General features: G+C 66.5%; 26 protein-coding genes. 7 read left to right on the top strand and 19 right to left on the bottom strand.

Annotation, left to right across the window (positions count from 1 at the left end; genetic code table 11):
- The first annotated feature begins 26 nt into the window (after positions 1 to 26).
- Positions 27 to 1,547, top strand: coding sequence for a sensor domain-containing diguanylate cyclase (locus ATO11_RS06375; RefSeq protein ID WP_134643072.1), 1,521 nt, complete (start codon positions 27 to 29; stop codon positions 1,545 to 1,547).
- On the opposite strand, the gene ATO11_RS06370 is transcribed toward ATO11_RS06375, so the two are convergent.
- The 5 genes from ATO11_RS06370 to groES all read right to left on the bottom strand — a co-directional run bounded on the left by ATO11_RS06370 (position 1,548) and on the right by groES (position 6,452).
- Positions 1,548 to 2,687, bottom strand: coding sequence for an alpha-D-ribose 1-methylphosphonate 5-triphosphate diphosphatase (locus tag ATO11_RS06370; protein WP_050529976.1), 1,140 nt, complete (start codon positions 2,685 to 2,687; stop codon positions 1,548 to 1,550).
- The gene (locus ATO11_RS06365) at positions 2,665 to 3,447 is read right to left on the bottom strand and encodes an esterase/lipase family protein (RefSeq protein ID WP_110553584.1); all 783 of its coding nucleotides are present in this window, start codon (positions 3,445 to 3,447) and stop codon (positions 2,665 to 2,667) included. The genes ATO11_RS06370 and ATO11_RS06365 overlap by 23 nt, the downstream gene beginning before the upstream one ends.
- Positions 3,448 to 3,489: 42 nt before the next feature.
- Complete coding sequence (locus tag ATO11_RS06360; RefSeq protein ID WP_050530068.1) at positions 3,490 to 4,344, bottom strand: DMT family transporter; 855 nt, start codon at positions 4,342 to 4,344, stop codon at positions 3,490 to 3,492.
- 114 nt (positions 4,345 to 4,458) lie between these two features.
- Positions 4,459 to 6,105 (bottom strand): chaperonin GroEL, encoded by a 1,647-nt coding sequence (groL, locus tag ATO11_RS06355; RefSeq protein ID WP_050529975.1) that lies wholly within the window; start codon positions 6,103 to 6,105, stop codon positions 4,459 to 4,461.
- Positions 6,106 to 6,164: 59 nt separating this feature from the next.
- The gene (gene groES, locus ATO11_RS06350; RefSeq protein WP_050529974.1) at positions 6,165 to 6,452 is read right to left on the bottom strand and encodes a co-chaperone GroES; all 288 of its coding nucleotides are present in this window, start codon (positions 6,450 to 6,452) and stop codon (positions 6,165 to 6,167) included.
- A 209-nt stretch (positions 6,453 to 6,661) separates the two neighbouring features.
- On the opposite strand from groES, the gene ATO11_RS06345 reads away from it, so the two are divergent.
- Entirely contained in the window at positions 6,662 to 7,648 is a 987-nt protein-coding gene (locus tag ATO11_RS06345; RefSeq protein WP_050529973.1) for a TraB/GumN family protein, read from the top strand.
- 97 nt (positions 7,649 to 7,745) lie between these two features.
- Positions 7,746 to 8,318, top strand: coding sequence for a hypothetical protein (locus ATO11_RS22100; protein ID WP_050529972.1), 573 nt, complete (start codon positions 7,746 to 7,748; stop codon positions 8,316 to 8,318).
- Here ATO11_RS22100 and ATO11_RS06335 read toward each other — a convergent pair.
- From ATO11_RS06335 to ATO11_RS06310, 6 genes are all read right to left on the bottom strand, one after another.
- Positions 8,315 to 10,336, bottom strand: a complete 2,022-nt coding sequence (locus tag ATO11_RS06335) for a M3 family metallopeptidase (protein ID WP_050530067.1) — start codon at positions 10,334 to 10,336, stop codon at positions 8,315 to 8,317. The two genes, ATO11_RS22100 and ATO11_RS06335, sit on opposite strands and share 4 nt — an antisense overlap.
- Positions 10,337 to 10,412: 76 nt before the next feature.
- Positions 10,413 to 11,459, bottom strand: a complete 1,047-nt coding sequence (locus ATO11_RS06330; protein WP_050529971.1) for a HesA/MoeB/ThiF family protein — start codon at positions 11,457 to 11,459, stop codon at positions 10,413 to 10,415.
- The gene (gene dut / locus ATO11_RS06325; RefSeq protein WP_050529970.1) at positions 11,459 to 11,920 is read right to left on the bottom strand and encodes a dUTP diphosphatase; all 462 of its coding nucleotides are present in this window, start codon (positions 11,918 to 11,920) and stop codon (positions 11,459 to 11,461) included. The genes ATO11_RS06330 and dut overlap by 1 nt, the downstream gene beginning before the upstream one ends.
- Positions 11,917 to 13,110 (bottom strand): bifunctional phosphopantothenoylcysteine decarboxylase/phosphopantothenate--cysteine ligase CoaBC, encoded by a 1,194-nt coding sequence (coaBC, locus tag ATO11_RS06320; protein WP_050529969.1) that lies wholly within the window; start codon positions 13,108 to 13,110, stop codon positions 11,917 to 11,919. The genes dut and coaBC overlap by 4 nt, the downstream gene beginning before the upstream one ends.
- A 67-nt stretch (positions 13,111 to 13,177) precedes the next feature.
- Complete coding sequence (locus tag ATO11_RS06315; protein ID WP_050529968.1) at positions 13,178 to 13,957, bottom strand: ChaN family lipoprotein; 780 nt, start codon at positions 13,955 to 13,957, stop codon at positions 13,178 to 13,180.
- 32 nt (positions 13,958 to 13,989) lie between these two features.
- Positions 13,990 to 14,868, bottom strand: a complete 879-nt coding sequence (locus tag ATO11_RS06310) for an RNA polymerase factor sigma-32 (protein ID WP_050529967.1) — start codon at positions 14,866 to 14,868, stop codon at positions 13,990 to 13,992.
- A gap of 225 nt (positions 14,869 to 15,093) precedes the next feature.
- Between ATO11_RS06310 and ATO11_RS06305 the strand changes: the two genes are divergently transcribed.
- Complete coding sequence (locus tag ATO11_RS06305; protein WP_050529966.1) at positions 15,094 to 15,966, top strand: glutathione S-transferase; 873 nt, start codon at positions 15,094 to 15,096, stop codon at positions 15,964 to 15,966.
- A gap of 4 nt (positions 15,967 to 15,970) precedes the next feature.
- Here ATO11_RS06305 and ATO11_RS06300 read toward each other — a convergent pair whose 3' ends face one another.
- The 4 genes from ATO11_RS06300 to dgcN form a co-directional block, all read right to left on the bottom strand.
- Complete coding sequence (locus tag ATO11_RS06300; protein WP_050529965.1) at positions 15,971 to 16,954, bottom strand: hypothetical protein; 984 nt, start codon at positions 16,952 to 16,954, stop codon at positions 15,971 to 15,973.
- A gap of 4 nt (positions 16,955 to 16,958) precedes the next feature.
- The gene (locus tag ATO11_RS06295; RefSeq protein WP_050529964.1) at positions 16,959 to 17,819 is read right to left on the bottom strand and encodes a D-amino-acid transaminase; all 861 of its coding nucleotides are present in this window, start codon (positions 17,817 to 17,819) and stop codon (positions 16,959 to 16,961) included.
- Between the two features lie 94 nt (positions 17,820 to 17,913).
- Complete coding sequence (dgcA, locus tag ATO11_RS06290) at positions 17,914 to 18,879, bottom strand: N-acetyl-D-Glu racemase DgcA (RefSeq protein WP_050529963.1); 966 nt, start codon at positions 18,877 to 18,879, stop codon at positions 17,914 to 17,916.
- Between the two features lie 142 nt (positions 18,880 to 19,021).
- Positions 19,022 to 20,020, bottom strand: a complete 999-nt coding sequence (gene dgcN / locus ATO11_RS06285; RefSeq protein ID WP_050529962.1) for an N-acetyltransferase DgcN — start codon at positions 20,018 to 20,020, stop codon at positions 19,022 to 19,024.
- 270 nt (positions 20,021 to 20,290) lie between these two features.
- Between dgcN and ATO11_RS06280 the strand changes: the two genes are divergently transcribed.
- Together ATO11_RS06280 and denD are read left to right on the top strand one after the other, a co-directional pair.
- A complete protein-coding gene (locus ATO11_RS06280; protein WP_050529961.1) occupies positions 20,291 to 21,250 on the top strand; it encodes an L-malyl-CoA/beta-methylmalyl-CoA lyase in 960 nt (319 codons plus the stop codon).
- A gap of 68 nt (positions 21,251 to 21,318) precedes the next feature.
- A complete protein-coding gene (gene denD, locus ATO11_RS06275; RefSeq protein ID WP_050529960.1) occupies positions 21,319 to 22,284 on the top strand; it encodes a D-erythronate dehydrogenase in 966 nt (321 codons plus the stop codon).
- 27 nt (positions 22,285 to 22,311) lie between these two features.
- On the opposite strand, the gene arsH is transcribed toward denD, so the two are convergent.
- Positions 22,312 to 23,019 (bottom strand): arsenical resistance protein ArsH, encoded by a 708-nt coding sequence (gene arsH, locus ATO11_RS06270; protein ID WP_050529959.1) that lies wholly within the window; start codon positions 23,017 to 23,019, stop codon positions 22,312 to 22,314.
- Positions 23,020 to 23,081: 62 nt separating this feature from the next.
- Positions 23,082 to 23,540: a hypothetical protein gene (locus ATO11_RS06265; RefSeq protein WP_050529958.1), complete on the bottom strand. Its 459-nt coding sequence runs from the start codon at positions 23,538 to 23,540 to the stop codon at positions 23,082 to 23,084.
- A 375-nt stretch (positions 23,541 to 23,915) separates the two neighbouring features.
- On the opposite strand from ATO11_RS06265, the gene ATO11_RS06260 reads away from it, so the two are divergent.
- Positions 23,916 to 24,539 carry a thymidine kinase gene (locus ATO11_RS06260; protein ID WP_050529957.1) on the top strand — a complete coding sequence of 208 codons (624 nt, stop codon included), beginning with the start codon at positions 23,916 to 23,918 and terminating at the stop codon, positions 24,537 to 24,539.
- A 21-nt stretch (positions 24,540 to 24,560) separates the two neighbouring features.
- Here the strand turns inward: ATO11_RS06260 and ATO11_RS06255 are convergent, their stop codons facing one another.
- Positions 24,561 to 24,899 carry a tRNA-binding protein gene (locus ATO11_RS06255; RefSeq protein WP_050529956.1) on the bottom strand — a complete coding sequence of 113 codons (339 nt, stop codon included), beginning with the start codon at positions 24,897 to 24,899 and terminating at the stop codon, positions 24,561 to 24,563.
- Positions 24,892 to 25,701, bottom strand: coding sequence for a pyrroline-5-carboxylate reductase (gene proC, locus ATO11_RS06250; protein ID WP_050529955.1), 810 nt, complete (start codon positions 25,699 to 25,701; stop codon positions 24,892 to 24,894). Before proC ends, ATO11_RS06255 begins: the two co-directional genes overlap by 8 nt.
- Positions 25,702 to 25,756: the final 55 nt, after the last annotated feature.

The following is a 25,756-nucleotide window of genomic DNA, read 5'->3' as shown; positions in this document are numbered from 1 at the left end:
TGGGGCAGTCCGATCAGGGGCAGCAGATGACGAAACAGGCAAGCGCGGTCGAGGAACTGGTGATTCCCGACACGCCCGGCACATCCGCCAGGGCGGCGCGCGGTACGGACACGACGGACTGGAACAAGGAAGTCGTCTATTCGATGGAGCAGGGCATCATCGTGTGGTCGCGCAGCGGCGAATGCGTGATGCACAACACGCGCATCTTCGAGGTGCTGGAACTGTCGAAAGCCGACCTGAAGGTTGGCACGCGGCGTTCCGATTTCCTCGCCGCCGCCGTGGAACGGAACGAAATGACGGCGGAACGCGCAAACGAGGCGGAAGCGCGGTTTGCCGACGGCAAGCCCTTTGCCGCCGAACGCAAGCTGCCATCGGGCCGCACGGTCGCGACCAACGTGCGCCCCGTGCGCGGCGGCGGCTCCGTTGTGACCTTCACCGACATCACCAAGGCCAAGCGCGCCGAGGCGGAACTGGCCCTTGCCAAGCGGCAGGCGGATCGCGCCCACGAACAGGCCCGCACGGCATTGACCGAGCAGCAGGCCCGCCAGAAAGAGGCGAAGATCATCGCCGAACTGGATGAATGGCTTCAGACCTGCAAATCGCTGGACGAACTGTTCCTGATCGTGCGCACCTTCATGGACCGGACGCTGAAAGGATCGGTGGGCGAGTTGTATGTCTATTCCAACAGTCGCGACGTGCTGGATGGCGCCTGCGGGTGGGGTGAGGCGCCCCTGCACGACCACATCGCGCCCGACAGTTGCTGGGCGCTGCGCCGTGGCCGGGCCTATGCCTATGCGCAGGACGCGATCAGCTTCACCTGCGATCACGTGAGCGACCAGCACCTCGAACCGCCCTCGGACACCTATCTGTGCCTGCCGATCATCGCGCATGGCGACACGGTGGGCCTGATGCATATCCGGTTCGACACGATGGATGACGATTGCGGCGTGGTCGATGAACACGCCTTCGCGATGCAGGTGAGCGAGCATGTCAGCCTCGCCATCGCCAACGTGAAACTGCGCGACGAGTTGCGCGACCAGTCGACCCGCGATCCGCTGACGGGGCTTTACAACCGGCGCTATTTCCTCGACGCGATGCGCAACGCGATCGCGCATGCCGACCGCAAGGGTCACGAATGCGCGCTGATCGCGTTCGACGCGGACAAGTTCAAGTCGTTCAACGACAACCACGGCCACGACGCCGGCGACATGGTGCTGCGCGCCATCGGCCAGCAATTGTCCGAACTGTTTCCCGGTGAAGAGGTGCCCTGCCGGTTCGGCGGGGAAGAATTCGCGCTGCTGCTCCCCCATGGCGGGTTGGAGGCCGCGCAGGACGCCGCAGAGCGGCTGCGCGCGGGGATCGAGGCGGTCGAACTGCGCTATGGCGGCGGCACGCTGCCAACGGTCACGGTATCGTCCGGCATCGCCGTCTTCCCGACATGCGGACCCTTGCCGCAGGACCTGATCAGCGCTGCCGACGAAGCCCTGTACGAGGCGAAGGCGGATGGACGAAACTGCGTGCGGCTGGCCAAGGAGTTGCAGCGCTAGCTAGGCCGCGATCAGCGCCTCGGCCACCGGCCCCGCCATGTAGGTCACCCTGCCCGCACAGAGGGTCGCCCCGACCGACCCGTCGGCGGGGTCGAGGATCACGACATCCGCCCGGCACCCCGGCGCAAGCCTGCCGCGATCCGGCAGACCAAGAAGCCGCGCCGGTCCCTCCGACACGAGCCGCCACGCCTCGTCCAGCACCATGCCCTGCCCCGCCAGCCGCAACGCCGCGTGACGCGGAGCGGGGTAGTAGTAATCCGATGCCAGCGCATCGCAAAACCCCGCTGCGATGACCTCTTCGGCGGCCACCTTGCCCGCGTGACTGCCCCCGCGCATCACGTTGGGCGCGCCGAGGATCGTGCCTTCCCCGGCGCCCCGCGCTTCCTGCGCCGCATCCATTGTTTCGGGAAACTCCGACACCCGCAGGCCAAGCGCACGCGCGGCCCGGCGGGCCGCCGCGTCGGCATCGTCATGCGACCCGGTCCGCACCTGTCGCGCGTGCAGCTGTTCCACAAGGCAGGAGACCGCGTCCGGCACCTCGTCGCGCCGCGCATGCAGGTCCTTCATCCGCTGCAGGTACCGTTCGGGATCGGTGCCCGCGCGCAGCGCCTGCCCGTTGATCCGTGGCGGGCGCTTGCCCGCCTCCAGCGCGTCATGCGGCAGGTGGTCGTTGATCACGACGTAAGGCACCCCGAACCGCTCCACCAGCGCGAGGATATCCGGAAACGCGTCGATCATGTGGGATTCCACACGCAGTTGAACGCGCATGTCGGTGCCCTGCGTCCGGTATTCCCTTAACCCGGCGCACAGCCGCTCCGCCGCCTCCGGCCCGCGCAGGCCACCTTCCCACGAATAGAACTGCGCCAGGTAGGCGGTGGTGATGCCGTTCGCGGCAAGCTCCGCCTCGATCGACTGCAATCCGCTGGTGTAATCCTTCAGGGCGCCGCGCCGCTTGGCGACGTGGCGTTCGAACCCGTCGCCATGAAGATCGACGATGCCCGGCAGGACCAGCCAGCCATCCAGCCGCACCCGCCGCGGCTGCGCGGCATCGACCACGGCTCCGTCGGCCAGATGGAGCGCGTCGGTCCACCCGTCCGGGGCCAGAACGCGCGCGCCTTCAATCGTCAGTCTTATCGCCACTGATCACGTCCTCGGCCCAGTCCACGGCAAGGTCCGCCAGTTCGGCCACCGCGTCCGAGCTGTCAAGGTCGCGGTCGAACGCGCCCGTTTCCAGGAACCGCAGCGTCTGCACGATCACAACCGGGCTGACCATGATGAACGTGTGGGTCACCGGCAGGACGAGGTGATCGCGCATCCCCTCCAGCCGGGTCGACGCGACAGAGACCTTGCCGTCATCCTCCCCCGGAATGAGCGAGGAGAAATAGGGGTTGAGCGAGCGGTTGCCCGCGATCACGCCAAGGTCGAAATCGGCGGGCGGCAGCGCCTCGGTCACGCCGTCGGTCGCCATGTCCTGCCCGGCGGGCCCGTTCAGGAAGCGGAACAGCGCGAGATCCCCCAGCGCATCCACAAGTTCGGACCCGTTATTCGGCGGGGCGAGCATGACGACGCGGCCAAGGTCCTCGATCGGGGTCTTGGCGAGGTAGAGCCGCAGCAGGATACCCCCCATCGAATGGGTCACGAAGTGGATCGGCGTCGCCTCGCACGCGTTCAGAGCCTCGGGCAGGGTATCGGTTGCAAGCCGCGCCGCGCCCGCCTCGGTCGAGGGATAGCCGTGCCGCACAACCTGGTACCCGCGGGCCAGAAGCGCCTTTTCCATGATCGCGAACGAGGCCTCGGTCCGGGCGAGCCCGTGCAGAAGGACGACGCAGCCTTTCATGGGCTGGGCCATGGACGGGGTCGCCAGAAACAGGGCGAGGATAATGGCAAGACAGATGCGCATGGCCGTGACATAGGCACATGGTGGCGCTTGTGGAAGGGCCTGTCAGCGCCGTGCATCGCGGATTCCCATGGCAACGCCCGCCAGAACAAGCGCGGCAGCGGCAAGGAGCGGCAACGTCACGCTTTCCCCCAGAAACACGACACCCGCGACAAGCGCGATGACGGGCACCGTCAATTGTGCCAGCGCCGCGCGGGCCGCCCCGAGCCTTGGCAGGACATGGTACCACAGCGCGTAACCCAGCCCCGATGTCAGCGCACCGGACACGACGGCAAGCCAGATACCGTTTGGGGAGGCGATGATCGCGTCGGGCGCAACCGGCAGGAACGGGACAAGCGCCAGCGCCAGAAGCGCGGCCCCGAGGAAATTCGCACCGGTATCACCCAGCGGGTCGCGTACCATACGCCCGACCAGCGAATAGATGCCCCACCCGATCCCGGCGGCGACCATCATCCCGGCGTGCAACAGGCTTGTACCCCCGATACCGCTGCCCCCCGGCCACATCAGCCAGACAAGCCCCAGCATCGCAAGACCCGCACCCAGTATCCGCCGCGGCGGCAGAGGCTCGCGACCCGCCAGCGCCGCTCCGAACATCGTGATCTGCACGGTGCCGAACAGGATCAGCGCCCCAAACCCGGCATCGAGGCTGACATAGGCAACCGAAAAGCCGAAGATATAGGTGAACAGCGACAGCACTCCGACGATCCGCGCCCCGGTGAACAGGGCCCAACCCTTGCGGCGGAGCAGGATCAACACCGCCAGCATCAGCGTCCCCGCGATCAGGCGCATCACGCCGAACCCGATGGGATCGATCAGGTCATCCGCCAGCGCCGCCCTGTTCAGCAGCGAGTTCGCCGCGAAGGCGATCATGGTCAGGCCGGTCAGAAGGACGGTGCGCATGCGCCACGTCATGGCCCGCCCATGCCGGGCTGTCCAGCCGGACGCGCTTTTGACGGCGCAAAAGAAAAGGGCCGCCCGAAGGCGGCCCGTTCCGAATTTCGCAAGCGGGGCAGCTTACATCATGCCGCCCATGCCGCCCATGTCGGGCATGCCGCCACCGGCACCGCCGGCGCCCGGCTTCTCGGGCTTGTCGGCGACCATTGCTTCGGTGGTGATCAGCAGGCCTGCAACCGAGGCCGCGTCTTCCAGCGCGGTGCGGACGACCTTGGCCGGGTCGATGACGCCGAACTTGAACAGGTCACCGTACTCCTCGGTCTGCGCGTTGAAGCCGAACGAGGTGTCGTTCGATTCGCGGATCTTGCCCGCGACGACCGCACCGTCGACGCCCGCGTTCTCGGCGATCTGGCGCAGGGGCGCTTCGATGGCCTTGCGGACGATCGCGATACCGGCGTTCTGGTCGGCGTTGTCGCCTTCCATGCCTTCCAGCGCCTTGCCACCCTGGACGAGGGCAACACCGCCGCCCACGACCACGCCTTCCTGCACCGCTGCGCGGGTTGCGTTCAGCGCATCATCGACGCGGTCCTTGCGCTCTTTCACTTCGACTTCGGTCATGCCGCCCACGCGGATGACGGCAACGCCGCCCGCCAGCTTGGCAACACGTTCCTGCAGCTTCTCGCGGTCGTAGTCCGAGGTGGTTTCCTCGATCTGCTGGCGGATCTGGCTGACACGTGCCTCGATCTCGGCCTTTTCGCCCGCACCGTCGACGATGGTGGTCTCGTCCTTGGTGATCGACACGCGCTTGGCGGTGCCCAGCATGTCCATCGTGACGTTTTCGAGCTTCATGCCGAGGTCTTCCGAGATCACCTGGCCGCCGGTCAGGATCGCGATGTCCTGCAGCATGGCCTTGCGGCGATCACCGAAGCCCGGTGCCTTGACCGCCGCGATCTTCAGACCGCCGCGCAGCTTGTTGACGACGAGGGTCGCCAGAGCTTCGCCTTCGACGTCCTCGGCGATGATCAGCAGGGGTTTCTGCGACTGGATCACCGACTCGAGCAGCGGGACCATCGGCTGCAGCGACGAGAGTTTCTTCTCGTGCAGCAGGATCATCACGTCTTCAAGCTCGGTGGTCATCTTGTCGGCGTTCGTCACGAAGTACGGCGACAGGTAGCCGCGGTCGAACTGCATGCCTTCGACAACGTCGGTTTCGGTCTCGAGACCCTTGTTCTCTTCCACCGTGATGACGCCGTCATTGCCGACTTTCTGCATCGCGTCCGCGATCTGGCGGCCGATTTCGGTTTCACCGTTGGCCGAGATGGTGCCGACTTGCGCGACTTCGTCGCTGTCCTTGACTTCGCGCGCCGCGTCCTTGATCGCCTGCACGACCTTCGAGGTCGCCATGTCGATGCCGCGTTTCAGGTCCATCGGGTTCATGCCAGCGGCAACCGCTTTCATGCCTTCCTTGACGATGGCTTGCGCCAGCACGGTTGCGGTCGTGGTGCCGTCACCTGCTTCGTCGTTGGTGCGCTGGGCCACTTCCTTGACCATTTGCGCGCCCATGTTCTCGAACTTGTCCTCAAGCTCGATTTCCTTGGCGACCGACACACCGTCCTTGGTGATGCGCGGTGCGCCGAAGGATTTGTCCAGAACCACGTTGCGGCCCTTGGGGCCCAGCGTGACCTTGACGGCATCGGCGAGGATGTTGACGCCGGCCAGCATGCGATTGCGGGCATCGGTGTCGAATTTGACGTCCTTGGCAGCCATTCGAATAGCTCCTTGAATTTGTGGGGCGGGTGTTCAGCACCCACCGGACTTGCGGATGATCAGGCGATGATGCCCATGATGTCGGACTCTTTCATGATGAGGAGGTCCTCACCGTCGAGTTGCACCTCGGTGCCCGACCATTTGCCGAAGAGGATTTTGTCGCCCTCCTTGACGTCCATCGCGATGCGATCGCCATCGTCGTCCTTGGCGCCTGCGCCAACTGCGACAACAACACCCTCTGCGGGCTTTTCCTTGGCGCTGTCGGGGATGATCAGCCCGCCAGCGGTTTTCTCGTCACTTTCCACGCGACGAACAAGCACCCGGTCGTGAAGCGGTGTGAATGCCATTGCTCTGAAGCTCCTTGGCTCAAAGTGTCTCCCTTGTCCCCGGCCCGCGCTTCGGCACCGGGGCTGTTGGCACTCACTCGGGGCGAGTGCTAACGAGCCGCATTTAGGGGTCACGCAATCGTGTGTCAACGCCCCCATGGTCAAAATTGACGCAGGCGGGGGCCGGGATCGGGCTTTGCGGCGGGCAGAGGATCAGGTACCGGTTGGCCATGCGCCTGATCAGCCTTTTCTCCGCTTTCACCCTTCTTGTCACCCAGGCTGCCGCGCAATGCGCGGGCACCGATTTGCGCCCCTCGCTGGCGCCGGACGTCCGGGCAGACATCGAGGCGGCGGTCGCCGCAACGCCCTTTCCGCGCGGCAATCACTGGCAGGCGACACGGGGCGACCGGCAGATCCACCTGATCGGCACCTATCATTTCGACCACCCCAACTTTGCGGCGATCAGCGCGCGCCTTGCGCCGGTTGTCACCTCCGCCGACCGGCTGTTCGTCGAGGTGACGGACGAGGCATCGGACGCGTTCGAACAGCAGATCGCGACCGACCCGTCCTTGTTCATCAATCAGACCGGCCCGACCCTTGCCGACACGCTGAGCGAGGACCTGTGGCTTGCCCTGCGCGCCGCGTTGGCCGAACGCGGAATGCCGGCGCCGATCGCCGCCAAGATGCAACCGTGGTTCCTTTCTGCACTCCTGTCCCTGCCACCCTGCGCCATGGCAGCGATGGAGGCGAACGAGGGAGGGCTTGACGCCATCCTCGAGCAGACGGCGCGGGATGCAGGCGTGCCCGTCTCGGGGCTCGAATCTCCGCGCGTCGTGATGGAGATGATCTCGGGCATGGAAATGGACGCGCAACTCGCGCTTCTGGCATGGAGCCTCGCGGCACAGGACCAGGTCGAAGACGTGCATGCCTCGCTTCAGGCGATGTATTTCGACGAGGAGCACGCCTTCCTGTGGGAATTCACCAAGACGCTCGCGAAAAACGACGCGCTGGTGGGCGATACCCAGCTTCTTCTCGCGTCCGAGGCGGCGTCGCGCATGTTGCTCGACACTCGCAACCTCGCGTGGATCGACGTGATCGAGGCGGCACCCGAAGACCGGCTGGTCGTGGCCTCGGGCGCGGCGCACCTGTTCGGCGAGACAGGGTTGCTGAACCAGCTGTCACAACGTGGCTACGTGCTGGAACGCCAGCCATTCTGACGATACCGCACTTTCCACGGTGAGAAAGCCTTGATCGGAATCGCCACAAGATTTACGCATGAAGGCGAGCAGAACATCATCACCTAGAGGTGAGCCCATGAAGCCGCTGGTCCCCGTATTCGCCTGTCTTGCCCTTGCAGGATGCCTTGGAAATGGCACCGTGACGCGAGATGTCGAATTGTCCAAGGGGGCGTACGAGATGCTTTACGGCGAGGGCACCTTCGCCGCGGCACAGGCGGCGGGGAAACCTGCGCCCGCACCCGCAAAGAAGCAGACGGGAGGCTTCAAGGGCAATGACGCGGTCGAACTGATCGTTCCGGCGTCGGCCCCTGCCGCTGCCCCCGCGCCACGGGTTGCCGCGGCACCCAAAACCGCCACGGTTCGCGCGCCCGCGCCCCGTCCGGCCCCTGCACCGCGCAGGGCACCCGCCCCGGCGGCCGCGCCCGCCCCGGTCGATACCTGCGGTGCCGGGCAATTCGCCGGCCTCGTCGGAGGCCCGGCAAGCGCGGTGACGGCGGCGGCCCTGCCCTCGCTGTCACGGATCTACGGCGCCAACGAGACCATCGACCCGCGCCGCACCCCCGCCCGCGTGAACGTGGTGGTGTCGACGGACAACCCGGCGGAGGCGATTGCCGGCAACGGCACCGTCACCCGCATCTTCTGCGGCTAGGTCGTCAGGCCCCGGCCTTCCAGCAACGCCTCGACGCCGGGCATCCGGCCCCGAAACGCGGTATAAAGCTCGACCGGGTCGCGCGACCCGCCTGCCGACAGGACATGCGTTTCCAGTTTTTCCGCCAGCGCCGAATCGAACACGTCACCCGCCTCTTCGAAGGCGGCGAAGGCATCGGCATCCATCACCTCGGACCACATGTAGCTGTAATAGCCGCTTGAATACCCGTCGCCCGCGAAGACATGCGCGAAATGCGGCGTCGCGTGGCGCATCGTGATCGCCTTCGGCATCCCGATCTCTGCCAGCACCTCGGCCTGCCGCGCCATGGTATCCTTCGGCGCCGGGCCATCGTGGAATGCAAGGTCAACAAGGGCCGAGGCCACGTATTCGACCGTCTGGAACCCCATGTCGAAGGTCGCCGCCGCGCGCACCTTTTCGACAAGGTCCCGCGGCATCGCCTCGCCCGTGCGGGCATGGGTGGCGAATTCGCGCAGCACCTCGGGCACTTCCAGCCAGTGTTCGTAAAGCTGCGAGGGCAATTCCACGAAATCGCGCGCCACCGAGGTGCCGCTGATCGACGGGTAGGTCACGTCCGACAGCATCTGGTGCAGCGCGTGCCCGAATTCGTGGAACAGCGTCCGCGCGTCGTCGTAACTCAGCAGCGCGGGCTGGCCCTCGGGCGGTTTGGCGAAGTTGCAGACATTCACGACGATGGGCGATTGCGGTTCGGGGTGCTTCGCCTGCGACCGGAAAGCCGAGCACCACGCGCCCGACCGTTTCGACCCGCGCGCGAAGTAATCGCCGATGAACACCGCCTTGTGTTCGCCGTCCTTCAACACCTCCCACGCCCGCGCGTCCGGGTGATAAAGCGGGATATCGAGCGGACGCGCGGTGATGCCGAAAAGCCGCCGCGCGCATGCGAACATCGCGTCGATCATCCGGTCGAGCTGGAAATACGGTTTCAGCTCCGCCTCATCGAGGTCGTGATCGGCCTTGCGCCGCTTTTCCTGGTAATACCGCCAGTCCCACGGTTCGGGTTCGCCGTTCAGACCGTCGGCCTGCATCATCTGCTGGATGACCCATGCGTCGGCCTCTGCCTGCCGCCGTGCGGGCGTCCAGACCTGCATCAGCAGGTCGCGCACCGCCTGCGGCGTGCCCGCCATCTCGGTTTCCAGCTTGAACGCCGCGAACGTGTCGTATCCCAGAAGCCGCGCGCGTTCCTCGCGCAATTGCAGGGTTTCCGTTGCGATGGCACGGTTGTCGGTCTCTCCGCCATTGGCGCCCCGCGCGGTCCAGGCCCGCCACGCCTTCTCGCGCAGGTCGCGGCGCGGGGAAAACTGCAGGAACGGCACGATCAGCGACCGCGAGAGCGTCACCACCGGGCCCTCCGCGCCGCGTTCGGCCCCGGCGGCGCGCGCGGCATCGACGACGAAATCTGGCAGGCCCGCAAGGTCGGCTTCGGACAGGTCCATCGCCCAGTCGGCTTCGTCCTTCAGAAGGTTCTGCGTGAACTCGGTCCCCAGCGTGGCAAGCCGCGCGGTGATCTCCTTCATCCGGTCGGCATCGGCCCCTTCCAGCGCCGCGCCCGCGCGCACGAAGCGGCGATGCGTCAGCATCAGGACCCGCGCCTGTTCGTCGGTCAGGTCGGCCTCGTCCCGCCCCTCCCACACCGCGCGAATACGGTCGAACAGCGCGCGGTTGGCGGTGATGTCCGCGGAATGACGCGCAAGCATGGGCGAGAAACGGCGCTGCAGGTCCTGCCTTGTGTCGTTGCTGTCCGACCCGGCGAGGTTGAAAAACACGCCCAGCACGCGGTCGAGCGTACGCCCTGAGGCTTCGAGCGCGCCGATCGTGTTGCCGAAATCGGGCGCGTCGGGGTTTTGCGCGATGGCATCGATTTCCGCCCGGTGTTCGGCCAGCCCGGTCTCCACCGCCTCGGCAAACTCGCTGTCGTCGATCCGGTCGAAGGGCGGCACGTTGAAAGGCGTGTCCCACGGGGCAAGCAGCGAGTTGGTCATGTCCGGGCGCTCCATTTCTGTGTTGTGCATGACGTGGTATCGTCACGGGCGGCGTCAACCGCAAACCCGCCAGCGGTCAATCGGTTGCGCCGCAAACCGCGCAATCGGCGCGACGAGGCACCGACACGATGCGCGTCTCGCCATGCAGCGCGTCATAGATCATCAGCCGTCCGCGCAGCGGCGTGCCCGCGCCGGTCAGGACCTTCAGCGCCTCGATCGCCATCATCGATCCCACGACGCCGGGCAGCGGGCCGGCCACGCCCGCCTCGGCGCAGGTCGGCGACAGGCCCGGCGGCGGCGGATCGGGAAAGAGGCAGGCATAACACGGTGCATCGCGGGCCGGGTCGAACACGCTGACCTGCCCTTCCCAAGGCGACAGCGCGCCGGAGACAAGCGGCACGCCCGCCGCCACGCAGGCACGGTTCACCGTGTACCGGGTGTCAGTCCGGTCCGTCCCGTCGAGCACCAGGTCGTACTCGGCGATCAGCTCTGCCGCGATGTCGTCGGTCAGGTCGCGGTGATAGGGCCGGACGGTCACGTGCGGGTTCTGGGCGGCGATGGTTTCGGCGGCGGAGAAGACCTTGGGCGTGCCGATCGCGCTGTCCATGTGGATCACCTGCCGTTGCAGGTTGGCGTTTTCCACGCTGTCCCCGTCGATCACGCCCAGCGTCCCGACCCCGGCCGCCGCAAGGTATTGCAGGGCCGGGGAGCCAAGCCCGCCCGCGCCGACCACCAGCACCCGCGCCTCTTTCAGCTTGCGCTGGCCCGGCCCGCCGATATCGCGCAGAACGATGTGCCGGGCATAGCGGTCAAGTTCGGTGCCGGAAAACGTGCCCGGCGTCTCGGGTTCGGTCTGCGCCTCGGCCGCGGATACCCGCGCCCGCAGCCCGCCCAGAAGCCGGCGATATCCGAAAACCAGCACGCCCGCCCCGGCCAGCAGCAGCCACGGCGCGGCCGATCCTCCGGTCGCGGCGCGGATCGGGTGCCCATCGGGCAGGACAAGCTGCGCCAGGACCACGCCGGCCAGCAGGACACCGATCATGGCAAGGCGCGCGCCGCGCGACGCCTGCGTCGCTGCGCCAAGGCCCCAAAGCGCCGCCGCGATGGCCAGAACCAGCAGCATCAGCGCGTCCCGGTCGAGCCGAACCCGCCCGCCCCGCGCGCGGTTTCGTCCAAGGCCGCGACCTCGGCAAAGCCCGCCTGCACGACCGGCGCGACAACCAGTTGCGCGATGCGGTCACCGTGAGAGACCCGGACAGCCGCGTCCCCGAGGTTCACGAGGATCACGCCCACCGGGCCGCGATAATCGCTGTCGATGGTGCCGGGCGTGTTCAGAACGGTCAGCCCCTGTTTCAGCGCAAGGCCCGAGCGCGGCCTCACCTGGACCTCGAACCCTTCGGGGATCGCGATGCGCAGCCCCGTGGGCACCAGCGCGCGCGCCAGCGGTTCAAGCGTGATCGCGTCCCGATCCGGCAGGTTGGCCCGGATATCGGCCCCCGCCGACCCGATGGTTTCGTAAGCCGGCAGGGCAACCGCGCGGTCCGCACCCTCTTCCCAGACAAATTCGATCCGCGGCGTCGTCATGCCAGCGCCTCGGCCATGCGGGCGGCGAGCTTGCGGGCGACCTCGGCCTTGGCCATGCGCGGCCAGTCCTCGACCCCGTCGCCGGTGACAAGGTGGACGGCGTTTTCGCCGCCGCCCATGATCCCCGTCTCGGGCCGGACATCGTTGGCCAACAACCAGTCGCACCCCTTGCGCGCGTGCTTGGCCGTGGCGTTCGCGAGCACGTCGTCGGTCTCTGCCGCGAATCCCACGACAAGGCGCGGGCGGCCCGTGTCCATCTGCGCGACCGAGGCGAGGATGTCGGGGTTCTCGGTGAACGACAGCGTCGGCAACTGGCCCGCGACCTTCTTGATCTTGCTGTCCCCCGCGCCGTCGACCTTCCAGTCCGCCACCGCAGCCGCGAACACGGCGGCATCGCAAGGCAGGGCCTCGTGCACGGCATCGTGCATCTGCTGCGCGGTCTCGACCCTCACAACCGAGACACCCGTGGGCGGCGGCACGTCCGCGGGGCCGGTCACGAAGACGACGTCCGCGCCCAGCGCCGCAAGCGCCGAAGCGATGGCCGTTCCCTGCGCGCCGGACGACCGGTTGGCGATATAGCGCACCGGGTCGATCGGTTCATGCGTGGGTCCCGAGGTGACGAGCACCCGCTTTCCCTTCAGAGGCCCGTCCGCAAGGCGCGCCGTGATCGCGTCGACGATTTCGAGCGGCTCTGCCATGCGGCCCGGCCCGTATTCGCCACACGCCATGTCGCCGTCATTCGGCCCGACAAAGCTGACGCCGTCCTGAACGAGCGCGGCAAGGTTGCGCTGCGTCGCCGGATGCTCCCACATCCGCACATTCATCGCGGGCGCGGCGAGGACGGGCGTGTCGGTTGCCAGAAGTAGCGTGGTGGCCAGATCGTCGGCCAATCCTTGCGCCATTCGCGCCATCAGGTGCGCAGTGGCCGGGGCCACGACCAGCAGGTCGGCCGAGCGTGACAGCTGGATATGCCCCATCTCTGCCTCGGTCCCGAGGTCGAACAGATCGCGGTGCACCGGTTCACCGGCCAGCGCCGTCACGGCCATGGGTGTGACGAATTGGGTCGCCGCCTCGGTCATGACGGGCACGACGGTGGCGCCACGCTCCCGCAGCCGCCGGATCAGGTCCAGCGACTTGTAGGCGGCGATGCCTCCACCGATGATCAGAAGTATGCGTTTGCCTGCCAGCATGGGCGGCCTCGTCCGGTTGCGTTTGTCGATGTGTAGGAACCGCGCGGGCAAGGTGCAAGGTCGCGCCTCACTCGGTCCGGGCCGCGAACGCGGCGCAGGGATCGTCCCGACCGGGTTCGGGCGCGGTCACCACGACATGGTCGAAAAGCCCGTCCTCGGGCTCGCGCTCCTGCAAGCCCACGACGTAAACGCCGATGTCGGGGCGCGCGGCGGACAGGTAGACAGGCACGCCGTAATCGCGCCGCGCATGGCCCCACCCGGTGACCAGAACGACCGGGGTGCCATGGGTTTCGACCGCCTCGGCCACGGTGCGGGCAAAAACGGCATCGCGCAGCCGTTGCGCCGACACCATGCCCGCCATCATGTCGCGCGGCATTGCCTCGCAATGGTTCACGAATTGCGCCTCTTCCCGCGCCTCTTGCTCGTCGTCCGGTAGGGGTCGCGTCAGGCCGTAGGCGTCGGCATCGGCTCCGAACTCCGCCGCCGCCCCCTCGCCGAACGCCCGGCGCATGTCCTCGCGCGGGATCGCGGTCCCGATGATGCGCGCCGCCTCCGCCGCTTCGATCAGGGGCAGGTAGTCGATGAAATCGGTCCAGTGAAACTCCCCATCCGCGATGGCCTTCCGCAACTCGCCCGCGGCCCGCAGGGCACTGATCCGACGCGCCTCGAACGGGGTCAGCATCTCGAAGACCACCGCCTTCGGAGCCAGCTGCGCAATCGCGCGGGCCTGGTAGGACTGGTGCGCTTGCGTGTTGTGCCGCTCTCCGAGGATCACGACATCGGCCGACATCGCGGCCTCGGGCAAATCCGCCAGCGCGGGCCCGGACAGCAAAAGGGCCGCAACCAAGGTTGCGACCCCTGCACGAGGAAAAAGGTGCCTCACTGGAGGAACTGGAGGACTTCCGGCGTCTGCGCCTCCAGGCTCTTGCGCATCTTGCCGAAGGCGGCGGCCTCAAGCTGGCGCACGCGTTCCTTTGACAGGCCCAACTCCTGACCAAGGTCTTCGAGCGTCCGGGGCACGTCCCGCAGCTTGCGTTCCCGCACGATAAACCGTTCACGCTCGTTGAGGTCCTGAAGCGCGCTCAGCAGCCAGCCGCGCAGCTGCTCGGTATCGTGCTGATCCTCGACGAGGTCGCTCGCCTGCGCTCTGTCGTCTTCCAGCGCCTCGATCCACTCGCGGCCTTCCTCGTCCGAGGACTGGGTCGCGTTCAGCGAGAAGTCGGACCCGGAAAGACGGCCTTCCATCATCTCCACGTCATGCAGCGGCACGCCGATCTCGGTCGAGACCATCTGGCGCATCTGGTGCTGGTCGAGGCTGATGCCTTCCTTGGCGGCTTCGCGCTCGATCTGCGCCTGCACGCGGCGCAGGTTGAAGAACAGCGCCTTTTGAGACGATGTCGACCCGGTCCGCACCATCGACCAGTTGCGCATCACGTAATCCTGGATCGACGCCTTGATCCACCACACGGCATAGGTCGAGAACCGCACGCCACGGTCGGGATCGAACTTGTCGGCGGCCTTCATCAGGCCCAGTCCGGCTTCCTGGATCAGGTCGTTCATCGGCGCGCCATAGCGCCGGAATTTCGAGGCCATGGAAATCGCCAGACGCATATAGGCCGTGATTAGGCGGTGCAGCGCAGCCTCGTCCCGTTCGTCCCGCCATGCATAGGCAAGGCGCAATTCGGTTTCGGCATCCAGCAACTCGGCCTTCATGGCGCGGCGCGAGAAATTGGCGTCCAGTGGTGCATCCAACGGCATTTCACGTCTCCCCGACAGGTTCCGGCGACATGGCAACGCGCCGGTTTCGATGTGGCGTCGATGCTTTATCTACGCCTTCGAGACACGGGCGGATCACAATCTGCGCAAGATTTTTTCGCGCATTGCCCTATTGGATCACGATCCGTGCGCAAGATCACCATCCGTGAGCGGCCAGGTAACAACCTTTTGTTTGAAACGGAGCGTGATGCCCGCGACACTTGCCGAATGACCTACATATTGCATATCGGCGACTACGCCTATTCCAGCTGGTCGTTGCGGGGGTGGCTGATGCTGCACCGCTTCGGCCTCGATTTCGAAACGCGGCTGGTGGATTTCAACGCCGAAACCGTTGCCGCGCAGATGGCCCGGCTCGCCCCCGCGCGCACGGTGCCCTGCCTCGAAGCATCAGACGGATCGGTGATGAGCGACACGCTCGCCATGGCTGAGGAACTGGCAACCCGTCACCCGGACATCGCGTTCTGGCCGTCCGCGCCGCGCGCGCGCGCAGCCGCCCGGTCGCTCGTGGCCGAGATGCATTCGAGCTTTTCCGACCTGCGTTCGGACTGCCCGATGAACCTGCGCGCGTCCTATTCCGGCTTTTCCCCGTCCGACGGCGTACTCTCTGATCTTGAGCGCATCTGCACGCTCTGGTCCCACGCGCATGGAATGGCGGAAGGCGACGGGCCATGGCTTTTCGGTGCCTACACGCTGACGGATGCGTTCTATGCCCCTGTCGCCGCACGCATCGCCACCTATGACCTGCCCGTGGACGACGCGGCCGCTCGGTATGTCGCCGCGCATCTTGCCGACCCGGCCTTTCGCCGCTGGCGCGCGCTGGGGCTGGTCGTGGGGGACACCCTGCCGTGGTACGCGATGGATCATGCACCGCGCCCATGGCCCGGCCCCTCCGCTCGCGCCGCCCACGCGGTTGAGCACGGTCCGGCTGTGAACGAGACCTGCCCCTACTCCGGCAAACCGGTCACGCACTTCTTGGAAATGGAGGGCAAGACCTACGGATTCTGCAATGCCACCTGCCGGGACAAGACGGTCGCCGATCCCGATGCCTGGCCCGCCTTTACCGCGCTAGCGAGCGGCTAGGCGTTCACTCGGGCAGATCGAGCGTCACGACCAGGACGACATCGCCAAGCCGGCCCAGACGCTCGGCAATGTCGGCCTGCGCCTCGGCGGTTGCCACCCCGTTCAACCGCAATCGCCCGCCGGCCACGGACACCGCGCCGCTTTCCGTCAGCACAAGCGCGTCCAGCGCGGCAAAGGCGACCTCCGGCCATACCCGCCGCCCCTGCTCCGATGTCGACGTGTTCAAGGTACCCGACACCTCAGCCCGGTCGCGCGCATGGGCAAGGATCGCGGGCACCATGACCTGCGGGACGTTCCCGGCAAGGATCAGACGCCCCGCCTCGTACCGCGCGCTGAAGGACAGCGGTCGGGCGATCTCTCCCAACGACACGGCAAGGTCCACGGTGAACCCGTCCGGCGGATCGAACGTCAAAGCGCGGATGCGGTCGCGATCGTCACGCGTCGCAACAAGGCCAGAGACGCTCAACACATTGTCCTCCAGGCGCACCACCCCGGTCTGAACCGATGGCAACAGGTCAAGCGCCAGCGTGACTGCTTCGTCCCACCGCTCCGGCGCACCGCCCCTGCGCTCGACCGTTGCGGTCAGGTCCTCGCCCAACCTGTCCGCGATCAAGGCCCGGACGGCTGCGTCCGGCACCATCCCCGAAACCTGCAACCCGGCATTGCCCTGCCTCAATGTCAGCGTGTAGGGCGCACCCAGCGGCAGCGTCGTGGTCGCATCCTCCACGCGGACCACGCCATCCAGCCCGGCAAGCCGCGGCAGCACGTCGGCGGCCTCGCGCTCGGTGTCGAAGGTGCCCGACAGCGCCACCACGCCTTGCGTCACCTCCCCGGTCACCCCGTGGCGGGTCCCGGACAGGATCAGCGCAACCGCGTCTTCCGTCGCCGCCCGTCGTTCGGCCACCGCATCCAAGTGCCGCGTGACGATCCAGGCGCCGGCAACAAGAACGACGACGGCAAGAAGACCGATCAGGCGGCGCAGCGCCACAGCCTCAGATCGCCGCCTTCATGCTTTCCTCGAGGTAGATTTCACGCAGCCGCTTCGCCACCGGGCCCGGCTCCCCGGTGCCGATGGCGGCCCCGTCGATGGACACGACCGGCATCACGAAGGTCGATGCCGAAGTCACGAACGCCTCATCGGCCTCCTTCGCCTCGTCGATGGTGAACAGCCGCTCGACCACCTGCATCTGGGCCTCCGCCGCAAAGCGCAGCACGGCCGCCCGCGTGATCCCGTGCAGGATGTCGTTCGACAGGCCGCGCGTGATGATCGCGCCATCCTTGACGATATAGGCGTTGTTCGACGTGCCCTCGGTCACGTGGCCGTCCTCGACCATCCACGCATCATCCGCGCCTGCGCGCTTCGCCGCCATCTTGCCAAGGCTCGGCGCCAGCAATTGCACGGTCTTGATGTCCCTCCGCGCCCAGCGCTGATCCTCGATCGAGATCACCTTGATCCCGGTCTTTGCCGCGGGGGAGTTCGCCAGTCCCGGTTTCGACTGCGTGAACAGTACCAAAGTCTGTGCAGTGTCTTCCGGCGGAAAGGCAAAGTCGCGGTCACCGGGATTGCCGCGCGTGACCTGCAGGTACACCATGCCTTCCTCTATGCCGTTCGCGCGCACCAGTTCGCGGTGCACCTCCAGAAGGTCTTCATGAGTGGTCGGGTTCGCCATGTCCAGCTCCCCCAGCGACCGTTCAAGCCGCGCGTAATGCCCGTCGAAATCGATCAGCTTGCCGTCCAGAACGCTCGTCACTTCGTACACGCCGTCCGCCATCAGGAACCCGCGATCAAAGATCGAAACGGTGGCCTCGTGCTCGGGCAGATATTCTCCGTTCACGTAAACGGTGCGGGTCATGGGTGCGCTCTCCTCGGCGTCAGATGGGCAGGTGGCGGTCAACAGCGTCCTACGCGCTTCCAATCGCCGGTTCAAATGCGTTGTCGTCGCGGGGTCAGCCCCACAATTCCTTCCGTGGAGGATGCACGCCCTCCGCATCGAACAAGAGCGGCACCTCGCGATCCTCTGCCAGCAGCAGCGGCCCGTCGAGGTCGGTCACCATGGCGCCCTGCGCCAGAAGCGTGGCCGGCGCCATCGCCAGCGACGACCCCACCATGCACCCCACCATGACCTTGTATCCCGCCGCCAGCGCCGCCTCTCTCAGGGCCAGCGCCTCGGTCAACCCGCCGGTCTTGTCGAGCTTGATGTTGACCACGTCATACTTGCCTTCGAGCCCCGGCAAGGACGCACGGTCATGGCAGCTTTCATCGGCACAGACCGGCACCGGCCGGTCCATCCCGATCAGCGCGTCGTCCTCACCCGCCGGCAAAGGCTGCTCGACGAGCGCCACCCCCAGTCGCACGAGATGCGGCGCCAGATCGGCATAGACCTCGGCACTCCAGCCCTCGTTCGCGTCCACGATGATCTTCGCATCCGGCGCACCCGCCCGCACCGCCTCCAGCCGCGGCATGTCGTCGGGGGTTCCCAGCTTGATCTTCAGCAACGGCCGAAAGGCATGCTCCGCCGCCTGCGCCCGCATGGCCTCGGGCGTGTCGAGCGACAGGGTATAGGCGGTGATCTCGGGTCCGGGCTCCGGCAAACCCGCAAGCTCCCACACCCGGCAACCGCCGCGCTTCGCTTCAAGATCCCACAACGCGCAATCGACCGCGTTCCTCGCCGCACCGGCGGGCAGGGCTTCCTGCAAGGCCACCCGGTCGACCCCCTCCGGCAAAGACCGGATCTCGGCCTCGACACTGTCCAGCGTCTCGCCATACCGCGCATAAGGCACGCACTCGCCCCACCCCCGGTCCGCACCGGTCCGCACCCGGACCGTCAGCACCTCCGCCTGCATGCGCGACCCCCGGCTGATGGTAAAGACCTGCGCCAGCCGAAACACGTCCCGCGTCACCTCGATCTGCATGGCGCTGCCTTTCCTTCTTCTCTTTCCAAATATGTCCGCCGGAGGCATCCGACGACCGCCACGATCACGACCGCCGATCACCCATTGGCCGAACGCCCGCCACGCGCGCCAGGATCAAGCGCGGCGCAGCCGCACCGCATGGTCACGCTAGCAGGGCATCCACTAGCCGCCCGGCGCCATGCCGGAACGGATCGACCGTGGGCAGGCCCATGCGCGCCTCGACCTCGGCGCAATAGGCCAGCGCCTCGTCCTCGCCCATATGCTGGGTGTTGATCGAGATGCCGACAACCTTGCAATCGGGGTTCGCCACCTGCGCCAGCCGCAGCGCCACATCGCGCAGGTCTTCCAGCGACGGTTGCTGGTAATCCGGCAGGCCGCGCATGTGCTTGCGCGTCGGTTCGTGGCTGAGGATCAGCGCGTCGGGCTGTCCGCCATGCACCAGCGCCATCGTGACCCCGGAATAGGACACGTGGAACAGGCTCCCCTGCCCCTCGATCATGTCCCAGTGATCATCGTCATTGTCGGGTGTCAGCCACTCGACCGACCCGGCCATGAAATCGGCGATCACCGCGTCCAGCGGCACGCCCGACCCGGTGATCAGGATGCCCGTCTGCCCGGTGGCGCGGAACGTCGACTTCAGACCCCGCGCACGCATTTCGGCATCCATGCACATCGCCGTGTACATCTTGCCGACCGAACAATCGGTCCCCACCGCGAGGCACCGCTTGCCGCTGCGTTTCTTGCCGTTCGCGATCGGATACTTGACGGAGGGCACCCGCACGTCATGCAGCGTACGGCCATGCTTCTTCGCCGCCGCGACAAGATCGGCCTCGTCGCGCAACAGGTTATGCAGGCCCGATGCCAGATCGTACCCCATCTCCAGCGCGTCCAGCAGCACGGATTTCCACGCCGCCGAGATCACGCCCCCCCGGTTGGCAACACCGATCACCAGCGTTTTCGCGCCTTCGTCCCAGGCTTCCTGCAACGTCTTGTCGGCCACCTTCACGTCCGCTCCACACCCCGGCAGGCGGAACTGGCCGACCACGTTCTCGGGCCGCCAATCCTTGATCCCCTGCGCCACCTTTGCGGCAAGCTGGTCGGGCGCATCCCCGAGGAAAAGAAGATAGGGCGTGGTGATCATGGTCTGTCTCCCGGAACGAGTCGGCCAAAGCTAGCGAAATCCCGAAACAAGAACCGTGCAGAATCCTTGTCATGCGCAGATTTTTCAGGATGATCTTTCACAATATTACCAAATCTTGCACAAAACGTGCGCATCATCTGAGCAATACGCTTGATCGTCCCGATATGACGACGGAAAATGCTGCAACTGCAAAATCGCCTTGCGCTACCCCGCGCAGTTTTCTATCGCAAGGCCCAAGCCAAACGTAACGATATTACCAAGGGATCGCCGATGTCCTTCCGCCTGCAACCCCCCGCCCCCGCCCGCCTGAACCGTTGCCAGCTTTTCGGTCCGGGATCGCGCCCCGCGATCTTTAAAAAGATGGCTGCGAGCGCCGCAGACGTGATCAACCTCGACCTCGAAGACAGCGTCGCACCCGACGACAAGCCCGAGGCGCGCAAGAACATCATCGCGGCGACCCATGACATCGACTGGGGCGACAAGACGCTGAGCGTGCGGATCAACGGGCTCGACACGCCCTTTTGGTACCGCGACGTGGTCGACCTGATCGAACAGGGCGGTGACCGGCTCGACCAGATCATGATCCCCAAGGTGGGCCGCGCCGCGGATGTCTATGCCGTCGATGCGCTGGTCACCGCCGCCGAGGCCGCAACCGGCCGCACCAAGCCTGTCACGCTGGAAGTCATCATCGAAAGCGCCGCCGGCATCGCCCATGTGGAAGAGATCGCGGCCAGCTCCCCCCGCCTGAAGGCGATGAGCCTCGGCGCCGCCGATTTCGCGGCCTCGATGGGCATGGCCACGACCGGCATCGGTGGAACGCAGGAAAACTACTACATGCTGCGCGAAGGCGAAAAGCACTGGTCCGACCCGTGGCACTGGGCGCAGGCCGCCATCGTCGCCGCCTGCCGCACGCACGGCGTCCTGCCCGTGGACGGCCCGTTCGGCGATTTCTCGGACGACGACGGCTTCCGCGCGCAGGCCCTGCGCTCGGCCACCCTCGGCATGGTCGGCAAATGGGCCATCCACCCCAAGCAGGTGGCGCTGGCGAACGAGGTCTTCACCCCGTCCGAAGACGCGGTGCGCGAAGCGCGCGAGATCCTCGCCGCGATGGAAGAGGCCAAGGCCTCGGGCGCGGGGGCCACGGTTTACAAGGGTCGGCTGGTCGACATCGCCTCGATCCGGCAGGCGGAGGTGATCGTGCGCCAGTCAGAGATGATCGGCGGCGCCTGACCCAAGTGGATCGCGCCCGCGTTTCACGCTAGACCGTGACCAAGGGATGGCTTGAAGGGGCGCGACACATGAAGATCCTCATCACCGGTGGCGGCGGGCTGGTCGGACAGAAACTGGCCCGGCGGCTCGCCGAACGCGGCACGCTGCGCGGCGCGGCCATCGACGAAATCGTGCTGGCCGACATCGTCGAACCCGCGCCGGTCGATGCCCCCTTTCCCGTCTCGACGCGCGTCGGCAACATCGCCGAACCCGCCGAGGTGGCGGGCATGATCGACGACGACACCACCGTCATCTACCACCTTGCCGCGATCCTGTCGGGCCATGCCGAGGTCGAGTTCGACCACGGCATCGCCGTCAACCTGATGGGGACGCTGCACCTGCTGCAACGCGCGCGGGAAATCGGCACGGCGCCGGTCTTCGTCTATGCGTCTTCCATCGCGACGCTGGGTGGCGAGGTCCCCGACCCGATCGAGGACTGGACGGCCACCAACCCGCAGACGTCCTATGGCACGCAGAAGGCGGCGGGCGAGCTGCTGCTGAACGATTTCTCCCGCAAGGGATTCGTGCAGGGCCGCGGCGTGCGCCTGCCGACGATCAGCGTCCGGCCCGGCAAACCGAACCGCGCGGCGTCATCCTTCATGTCCTCGATCATCCGCGAGCCGCTGAACGGCCAAGAGGCGATCTGCCCCGTGGGCCTCGATTTCCAGCACTATTACCTCAGCCCGCGCATGTGCGTCGAAAACCTCGTCCGCGTGGCGGAGGTGGAGCAGGAGGCGCTTGGCATGAACGTCAACATGACGATGCCCGGCCTGACCCACACGATTGGCGATCTGATCGACGCCCTTCGCGATGTGGCGGGCCCGGAACCCGCACAGCGCATCCGGTTCGAAAGCCAGCCCGAGATCGAGAAGATCGTGATGGGCTGGCGCTATGCGTTCAACCCGGCCAAGGCACTTGCCCTCGGCCTGGCCGCCGACAACAGCTTCCGCGACAACGTCCGCTACTATCTCGAAGACGACAAACCCTCGCCGTAGGTCGGCTGCTCGCCAGCCGACGCCCCCCTAAAGCTTCGACACCCGCTCCCGCGCCTTCTCGGCACTTTCAACCCGTTCGGAGTAGCGATCGACCAGATACTCCGACCGGCCCCGCACCATCCACGTGAACTTCACCAGTTCTTCCATGACATCGACGATGCGGCGGTAAAGCGGCCCGTCCGGCAGGCGGTCGCCCTTGAATTCCAGCCAAGCCTTCGGCACCGAGGACTGGTTCGGGATCGTGACCATCCGCATCCAGCGTCCGAGGATGCGCATCTGGTTGACCGCGTTGAACGACTGCGACCCGCCTGACACCTGCATCAGCGCCAGCGTCTTGCCCTGCGTCGGGCGCACCCTGCCCATGTTGAGCGGCAGCCAGTCGATCTGGGCCTTCATGATGCCCGTCATCGCGCCATGGCGTTCGGGGCTCGACCAGACCATGCCTTCGGACCATGTCGCCAGCTCGCGCAGTTCGGCCACCTTGGGATGATCGGCGGCCGCGCCATCGGGCAGGGGCAGGCCCGCCGGGTCGAACATCTTCGTCTCGCAGCCCAGCGCGCGCAGGATGCGCGCGGCCTCCTCGGCGGCGCGACGGGAATAGGACGTGTCCCGCAGGGAGCCGTAGAGCAGCAGGATGCGCGGCGGATGACCGGGATCGCCGGGAGCCCTGAGCGCCTCGACATCGATCTCGTTCAACCCCTCCGGCGTCACCGCCGGCAGATCGGTCAGGTCCATGCGCAACTTTCCCGTGATACGTGCGTGCCGAATGACGTGACGTCACGGCGCGGGCGGATGTTTCAGGGCGCTTCTTCTTCGAGGTGCAGCTTCATGTCGATCAGAACCTGCTGCAACGCGACGGTTTCCTTGAGCAGCCGCTTGGCCTCGTTCACCGAAATGACGCCATCCTCGATCGACTGGTTGTATTCCGCCATCAGCATCGCAAACCGCTGGCTGAGCGCGATCACGTCCGAGTTGACGCCACCCGACCCCTTGGAGTTCGGGCGCCGGTCGTCGTAAGACATTGTGATCCCGCGCAATTCTGCCAGTGCGGCGGTCACGTGCGGATAAGACGCCGCCTCTTCCAGCTGCGCGACGGCATCGACCGGCATGAACCGGTCAGCGTGTTCGGGATTGTCGGAATAATACCGCCCCAGCGTCGCCTTTGACTTTCCCGTCAACTCGCATGCCGGTTCGATCCCCACATCCTTCACCAAAGACTCGGTGTGCTTTTTCAAATAGCTGCCGATTCCGGCCATAATGACTTGCCCATTCCTGTCCCAAAAGTGGGGAAATCCCCGTCCCGTTTCCCATTAATGGGTTTTTAGGGGGATGTCATTAGCGTCCCAGCAGGCCCCGTGTTCTGGGGTCGGCCGATGTTCCCGGCATCGCGGGTCAGGACGAGATCGGTCATGCAGTCGGAGGGCGACCCGGTGGCACTGCCCCGTGGATCGCACCCGCCTTGGTTGAGAGCACGCACCGGCCCACGGGCCGATGCGTGAAGGCGGAAGACCGGCGTGCCATGGCCGCCACCACTCCGGAAGCAGGATCTCGTCCTGATCCTGATGCGGGCCGCCGCCGATCAAGCGGCGCGCGGACTTGCGAAGGCCCCGCGCGCCGGGGCATAGCGGGGCATGGCCAAGCTCTATTTCCACTACTCGACGATGAACGCGGGCAAGTCGACGGCTCTGCTGCAGGCCGCGCACAATTACCGCGAGCGGGATATGGTGCCCTACCTGCTGACCGCCGAGATGGACACCCGCGCGGGCGAGGCGCGGATCGGGTCGCGGATCGGCATCAACAGCCCCTCCGACATCTTCACGCCCGACGACGATCTGTTCGACCGGTTGCAGACCCGTCTTGCAACGCAGCCGGTGGATTGCGTGTTCGTGGACGAGGCGCAGTTCCTGACGCCCGCACAGGCGTGGCAACTGGCGCGTGCCGTGGACGACCTGGGCGTGCCGGTCATGTGTTATGGCCTGCGCGTCGATTTCCTGGGCGAGCTTTTTCTCGGCTCGGCGGTCCTGCTGGCGCTTGCCGACGAGATGCGGGAGGTCCGCACGATCTGTCACTGCGGCAAGAAAGCGACCATGGTGATCCGGCGCGACGCGGACGGACAGGTCGCAACAACCGGCGCGCAGGTTCAGATCGGCGGCAACGAAACCTACGTGTCGCTGTGCCGCAAGCACTGGCGCGAGGCGGTGGGCGACGTGAAGAGCGGTGACGAAAGAAACCGGCTCAACGCGGATCGGGGCTGACCGGAGACACGGCGACGGGCGTCAATGCATCCTGCCGCCGTTCGGCACGGGATGATCGGGGGAAATGAGCACCACCGCGCCGTCCGGGTCCATCACGCCCAGCACCAGCACCTCTGACCGGACCGGCCCGATCTGGCGCGGCGGGAAGTTCACCACCGCCATCACCTGCTTTCCCGGCAGGTCTTCGGGCGTGTAATGCACGGTGATCTGAGCGGAGGACTTCTTTTCCCCGATCTCCGGCCCGAAATCGATCCACAGCTTGATCGCGGGCTTGCGCGCCTCGGGGAAAGGCTCTGCCCGCGTGACGGTACCGACGCGGATATCGACGTTGAGAAAATCGTCATAGGTGATCTCAGCCATCGCGCAATTCCTTTGACCGGTCCGTTGCAGCGGCGACCGTGCGCGCGATCAGGTCCGGCAATTCCGCCATCAGCACTTCGAGCCCCGCCTGCGTCGTCCCGTTGGGCGACGTGACGTTGACGCGGAGTTGCGCGGGTGTCTCGTCAGCCTGCATCGCCAGCGCGCCCGCGCCCGCGACCGTGGCCTTGGCGAGGTCCATCGCCATGTCGGCGGGCAATCCCTGCGCTTCCCCGGCCTTTGCCAGGCACTCGATCAGGTGAAAGACATAGGCCGGGCCGGACCCGGACACACCCGTGACCGCGTCCATCTGATCCTCGGTCTCAAGCCGGACGACGCGCCCCACGGCCTGCATCAGGGCCTCTGCCCCGTCCAGATGCGCGGCCGAGCTTGCCCCGTTCCCGACAAGCGCGGTGATCCCCTGCCCCACGGCCGCGGGCGTGTTGGGCATGGCGCGGATGATGGGTGAAGTCGCGCCCAGAACGCGCTCGTACGCGTCGATGGTGACCCCAGCCGCCACGCTGATGAACAGCGTGCCGCCCCCGCCCATGCCTTGCAGCGCGGGCAGCGCATCTCCCATCATCTGGGGTTTCACGGCGATCAGGGCGACGGCGGGCGCGTCCGGCAAGGCCGCGTTCACATGCACACCCGTGCCGGTCACCCAGTCCGATGGTTTCGGGTCGATCACGTGGACCGACGTGGCGGGCAGTCCCTCTGCCAGCCACCCGGCCAGCATGGCGGAGCCCATCTTGCCGCAGCCCAGCAGGACCATGCCGCGTTGCGTGATGTCGTCGAAAATGGTCATGTCGCCCTCCCTTCCGGCGCGCGGACCCTAGACGGGTGGCGCGCGGAAGGGAATG

It is taken from the genome of Pseudaestuariivita atlantica (assembly GCF_001205715.1).
GTDB classification, from domain to species: domain Bacteria; phylum Pseudomonadota; class Alphaproteobacteria; order Rhodobacterales; family Rhodobacteraceae; genus Pseudaestuariivita; species Pseudaestuariivita atlantica.
Note: the sequence above shows the minus strand (reverse complement) of the source record. Positions and strands in the feature narration are given on the sequence as shown.

Excerpts from the sequence above, each read along its gene's own strand:
- denD (WP_050529960.1), top strand. The coding sequence starts at position 21,319 with ATGAAGATCCTCATCACCGGTGGCGGCGGGCTGGTCGGACAGAAACTG.
- coaBC (WP_050529969.1), bottom strand. The coding sequence starts at position 13,110 with ATGCTGGCAGGCAAACGCATACTTCTGATCATCGGTGGAGGCATCGCC.
- ATO11_RS06305 (WP_050529966.1), top strand. The coding sequence starts at position 15,094 with ATGACCTACATATTGCATATCGGCGACTACGCCTATTCCAGCTGGTCG.
- dut (WP_050529970.1), bottom strand. The coding sequence starts at position 11,920 with ATGACGACGCCGCGGATCGAATTTGTCTGGGAAGAGGGTGCGGACCGC.
- ATO11_RS06310 (WP_050529967.1), bottom strand. The coding sequence starts at position 14,868 with ATGCCGTTGGATGCACCACTGGACGCCAATTTCTCGCGCCGCGCCATG.
- ATO11_RS06365 (WP_110553584.1), bottom strand. The coding sequence starts at position 3,447 with ATGCGCATCTGTCTTGCCATTATCCTCGCCCTGTTTCTGGCGACCCCG.
- ATO11_RS06335 (WP_050530067.1), bottom strand. The coding sequence starts at position 10,336 with ATGACCAACTCGCTGCTTGCCCCGTGGGACACGCCTTTCAACGTGCCG.
- ATO11_RS06255 (WP_050529956.1), bottom strand. The coding sequence starts at position 24,899 with ATGGCTGAGATCACCTATGACGATTTTCTCAACGTCGATATCCGCGTC.
- ATO11_RS06360 (WP_050530068.1), bottom strand. The coding sequence starts at position 4,344 with ATGCGCACCGTCCTTCTGACCGGCCTGACCATGATCGCCTTCGCGGCG.
- groES (WP_050529974.1), bottom strand. The coding sequence starts at position 6,452 with ATGGCATTCACACCGCTTCACGACCGGGTGCTTGTTCGTCGCGTGGAA.
- ATO11_RS22100 (WP_050529972.1), top strand. The coding sequence starts at position 7,746 with ATGAAGCCGCTGGTCCCCGTATTCGCCTGTCTTGCCCTTGCAGGATGC.
- ATO11_RS06345 (WP_050529973.1), top strand. The coding sequence starts at position 6,662 with ATGCGCCTGATCAGCCTTTTCTCCGCTTTCACCCTTCTTGTCACCCAG.
- ATO11_RS06260 (WP_050529957.1), top strand. The coding sequence starts at position 23,916 with ATGGCCAAGCTCTATTTCCACTACTCGACGATGAACGCGGGCAAGTCG.
- ATO11_RS06280 (WP_050529961.1), top strand. The coding sequence starts at position 20,291 with ATGTCCTTCCGCCTGCAACCCCCCGCCCCCGCCCGCCTGAACCGTTGC.
- ATO11_RS06330 (WP_050529971.1), bottom strand. The coding sequence starts at position 11,459 with ATGCTGCTGGTTCTGGCCATCGCGGCGGCGCTTTGGGGCCTTGGCGCA.
- ATO11_RS06375 (WP_134643072.1), top strand. The coding sequence starts at position 27 with ATGACGAAACAGGCAAGCGCGGTCGAGGAACTGGTGATTCCCGACACG.
- dgcA (WP_050529963.1), bottom strand. The coding sequence starts at position 18,879 with ATGCAGATCGAGGTGACGCGGGACGTGTTTCGGCTGGCGCAGGTCTTT.
- proC (WP_050529955.1), bottom strand. The coding sequence starts at position 25,701 with ATGACCATTTTCGACGACATCACGCAACGCGGCATGGTCCTGCTGGGC.
- ATO11_RS06295 (WP_050529964.1), bottom strand. The coding sequence starts at position 17,819 with ATGACCCGCACCGTTTACGTGAACGGAGAATATCTGCCCGAGCACGAG.
- groL (WP_050529975.1), bottom strand. The coding sequence starts at position 6,105 with ATGGCTGCCAAGGACGTCAAATTCGACACCGATGCCCGCAATCGCATG.
- dgcN (WP_050529962.1), bottom strand. The coding sequence starts at position 20,020 with ATGATCACCACGCCCTATCTTCTTTTCCTCGGGGATGCGCCCGACCAG.
- ATO11_RS06265 (WP_050529958.1), bottom strand. The coding sequence starts at position 23,540 with ATGGCCGGAATCGGCAGCTATTTGAAAAAGCACACCGAGTCTTTGGTG.
- arsH (WP_050529959.1), bottom strand. The coding sequence starts at position 23,019 with ATGGACCTGACCGATCTGCCGGCGGTGACGCCGGAGGGGTTGAACGAG.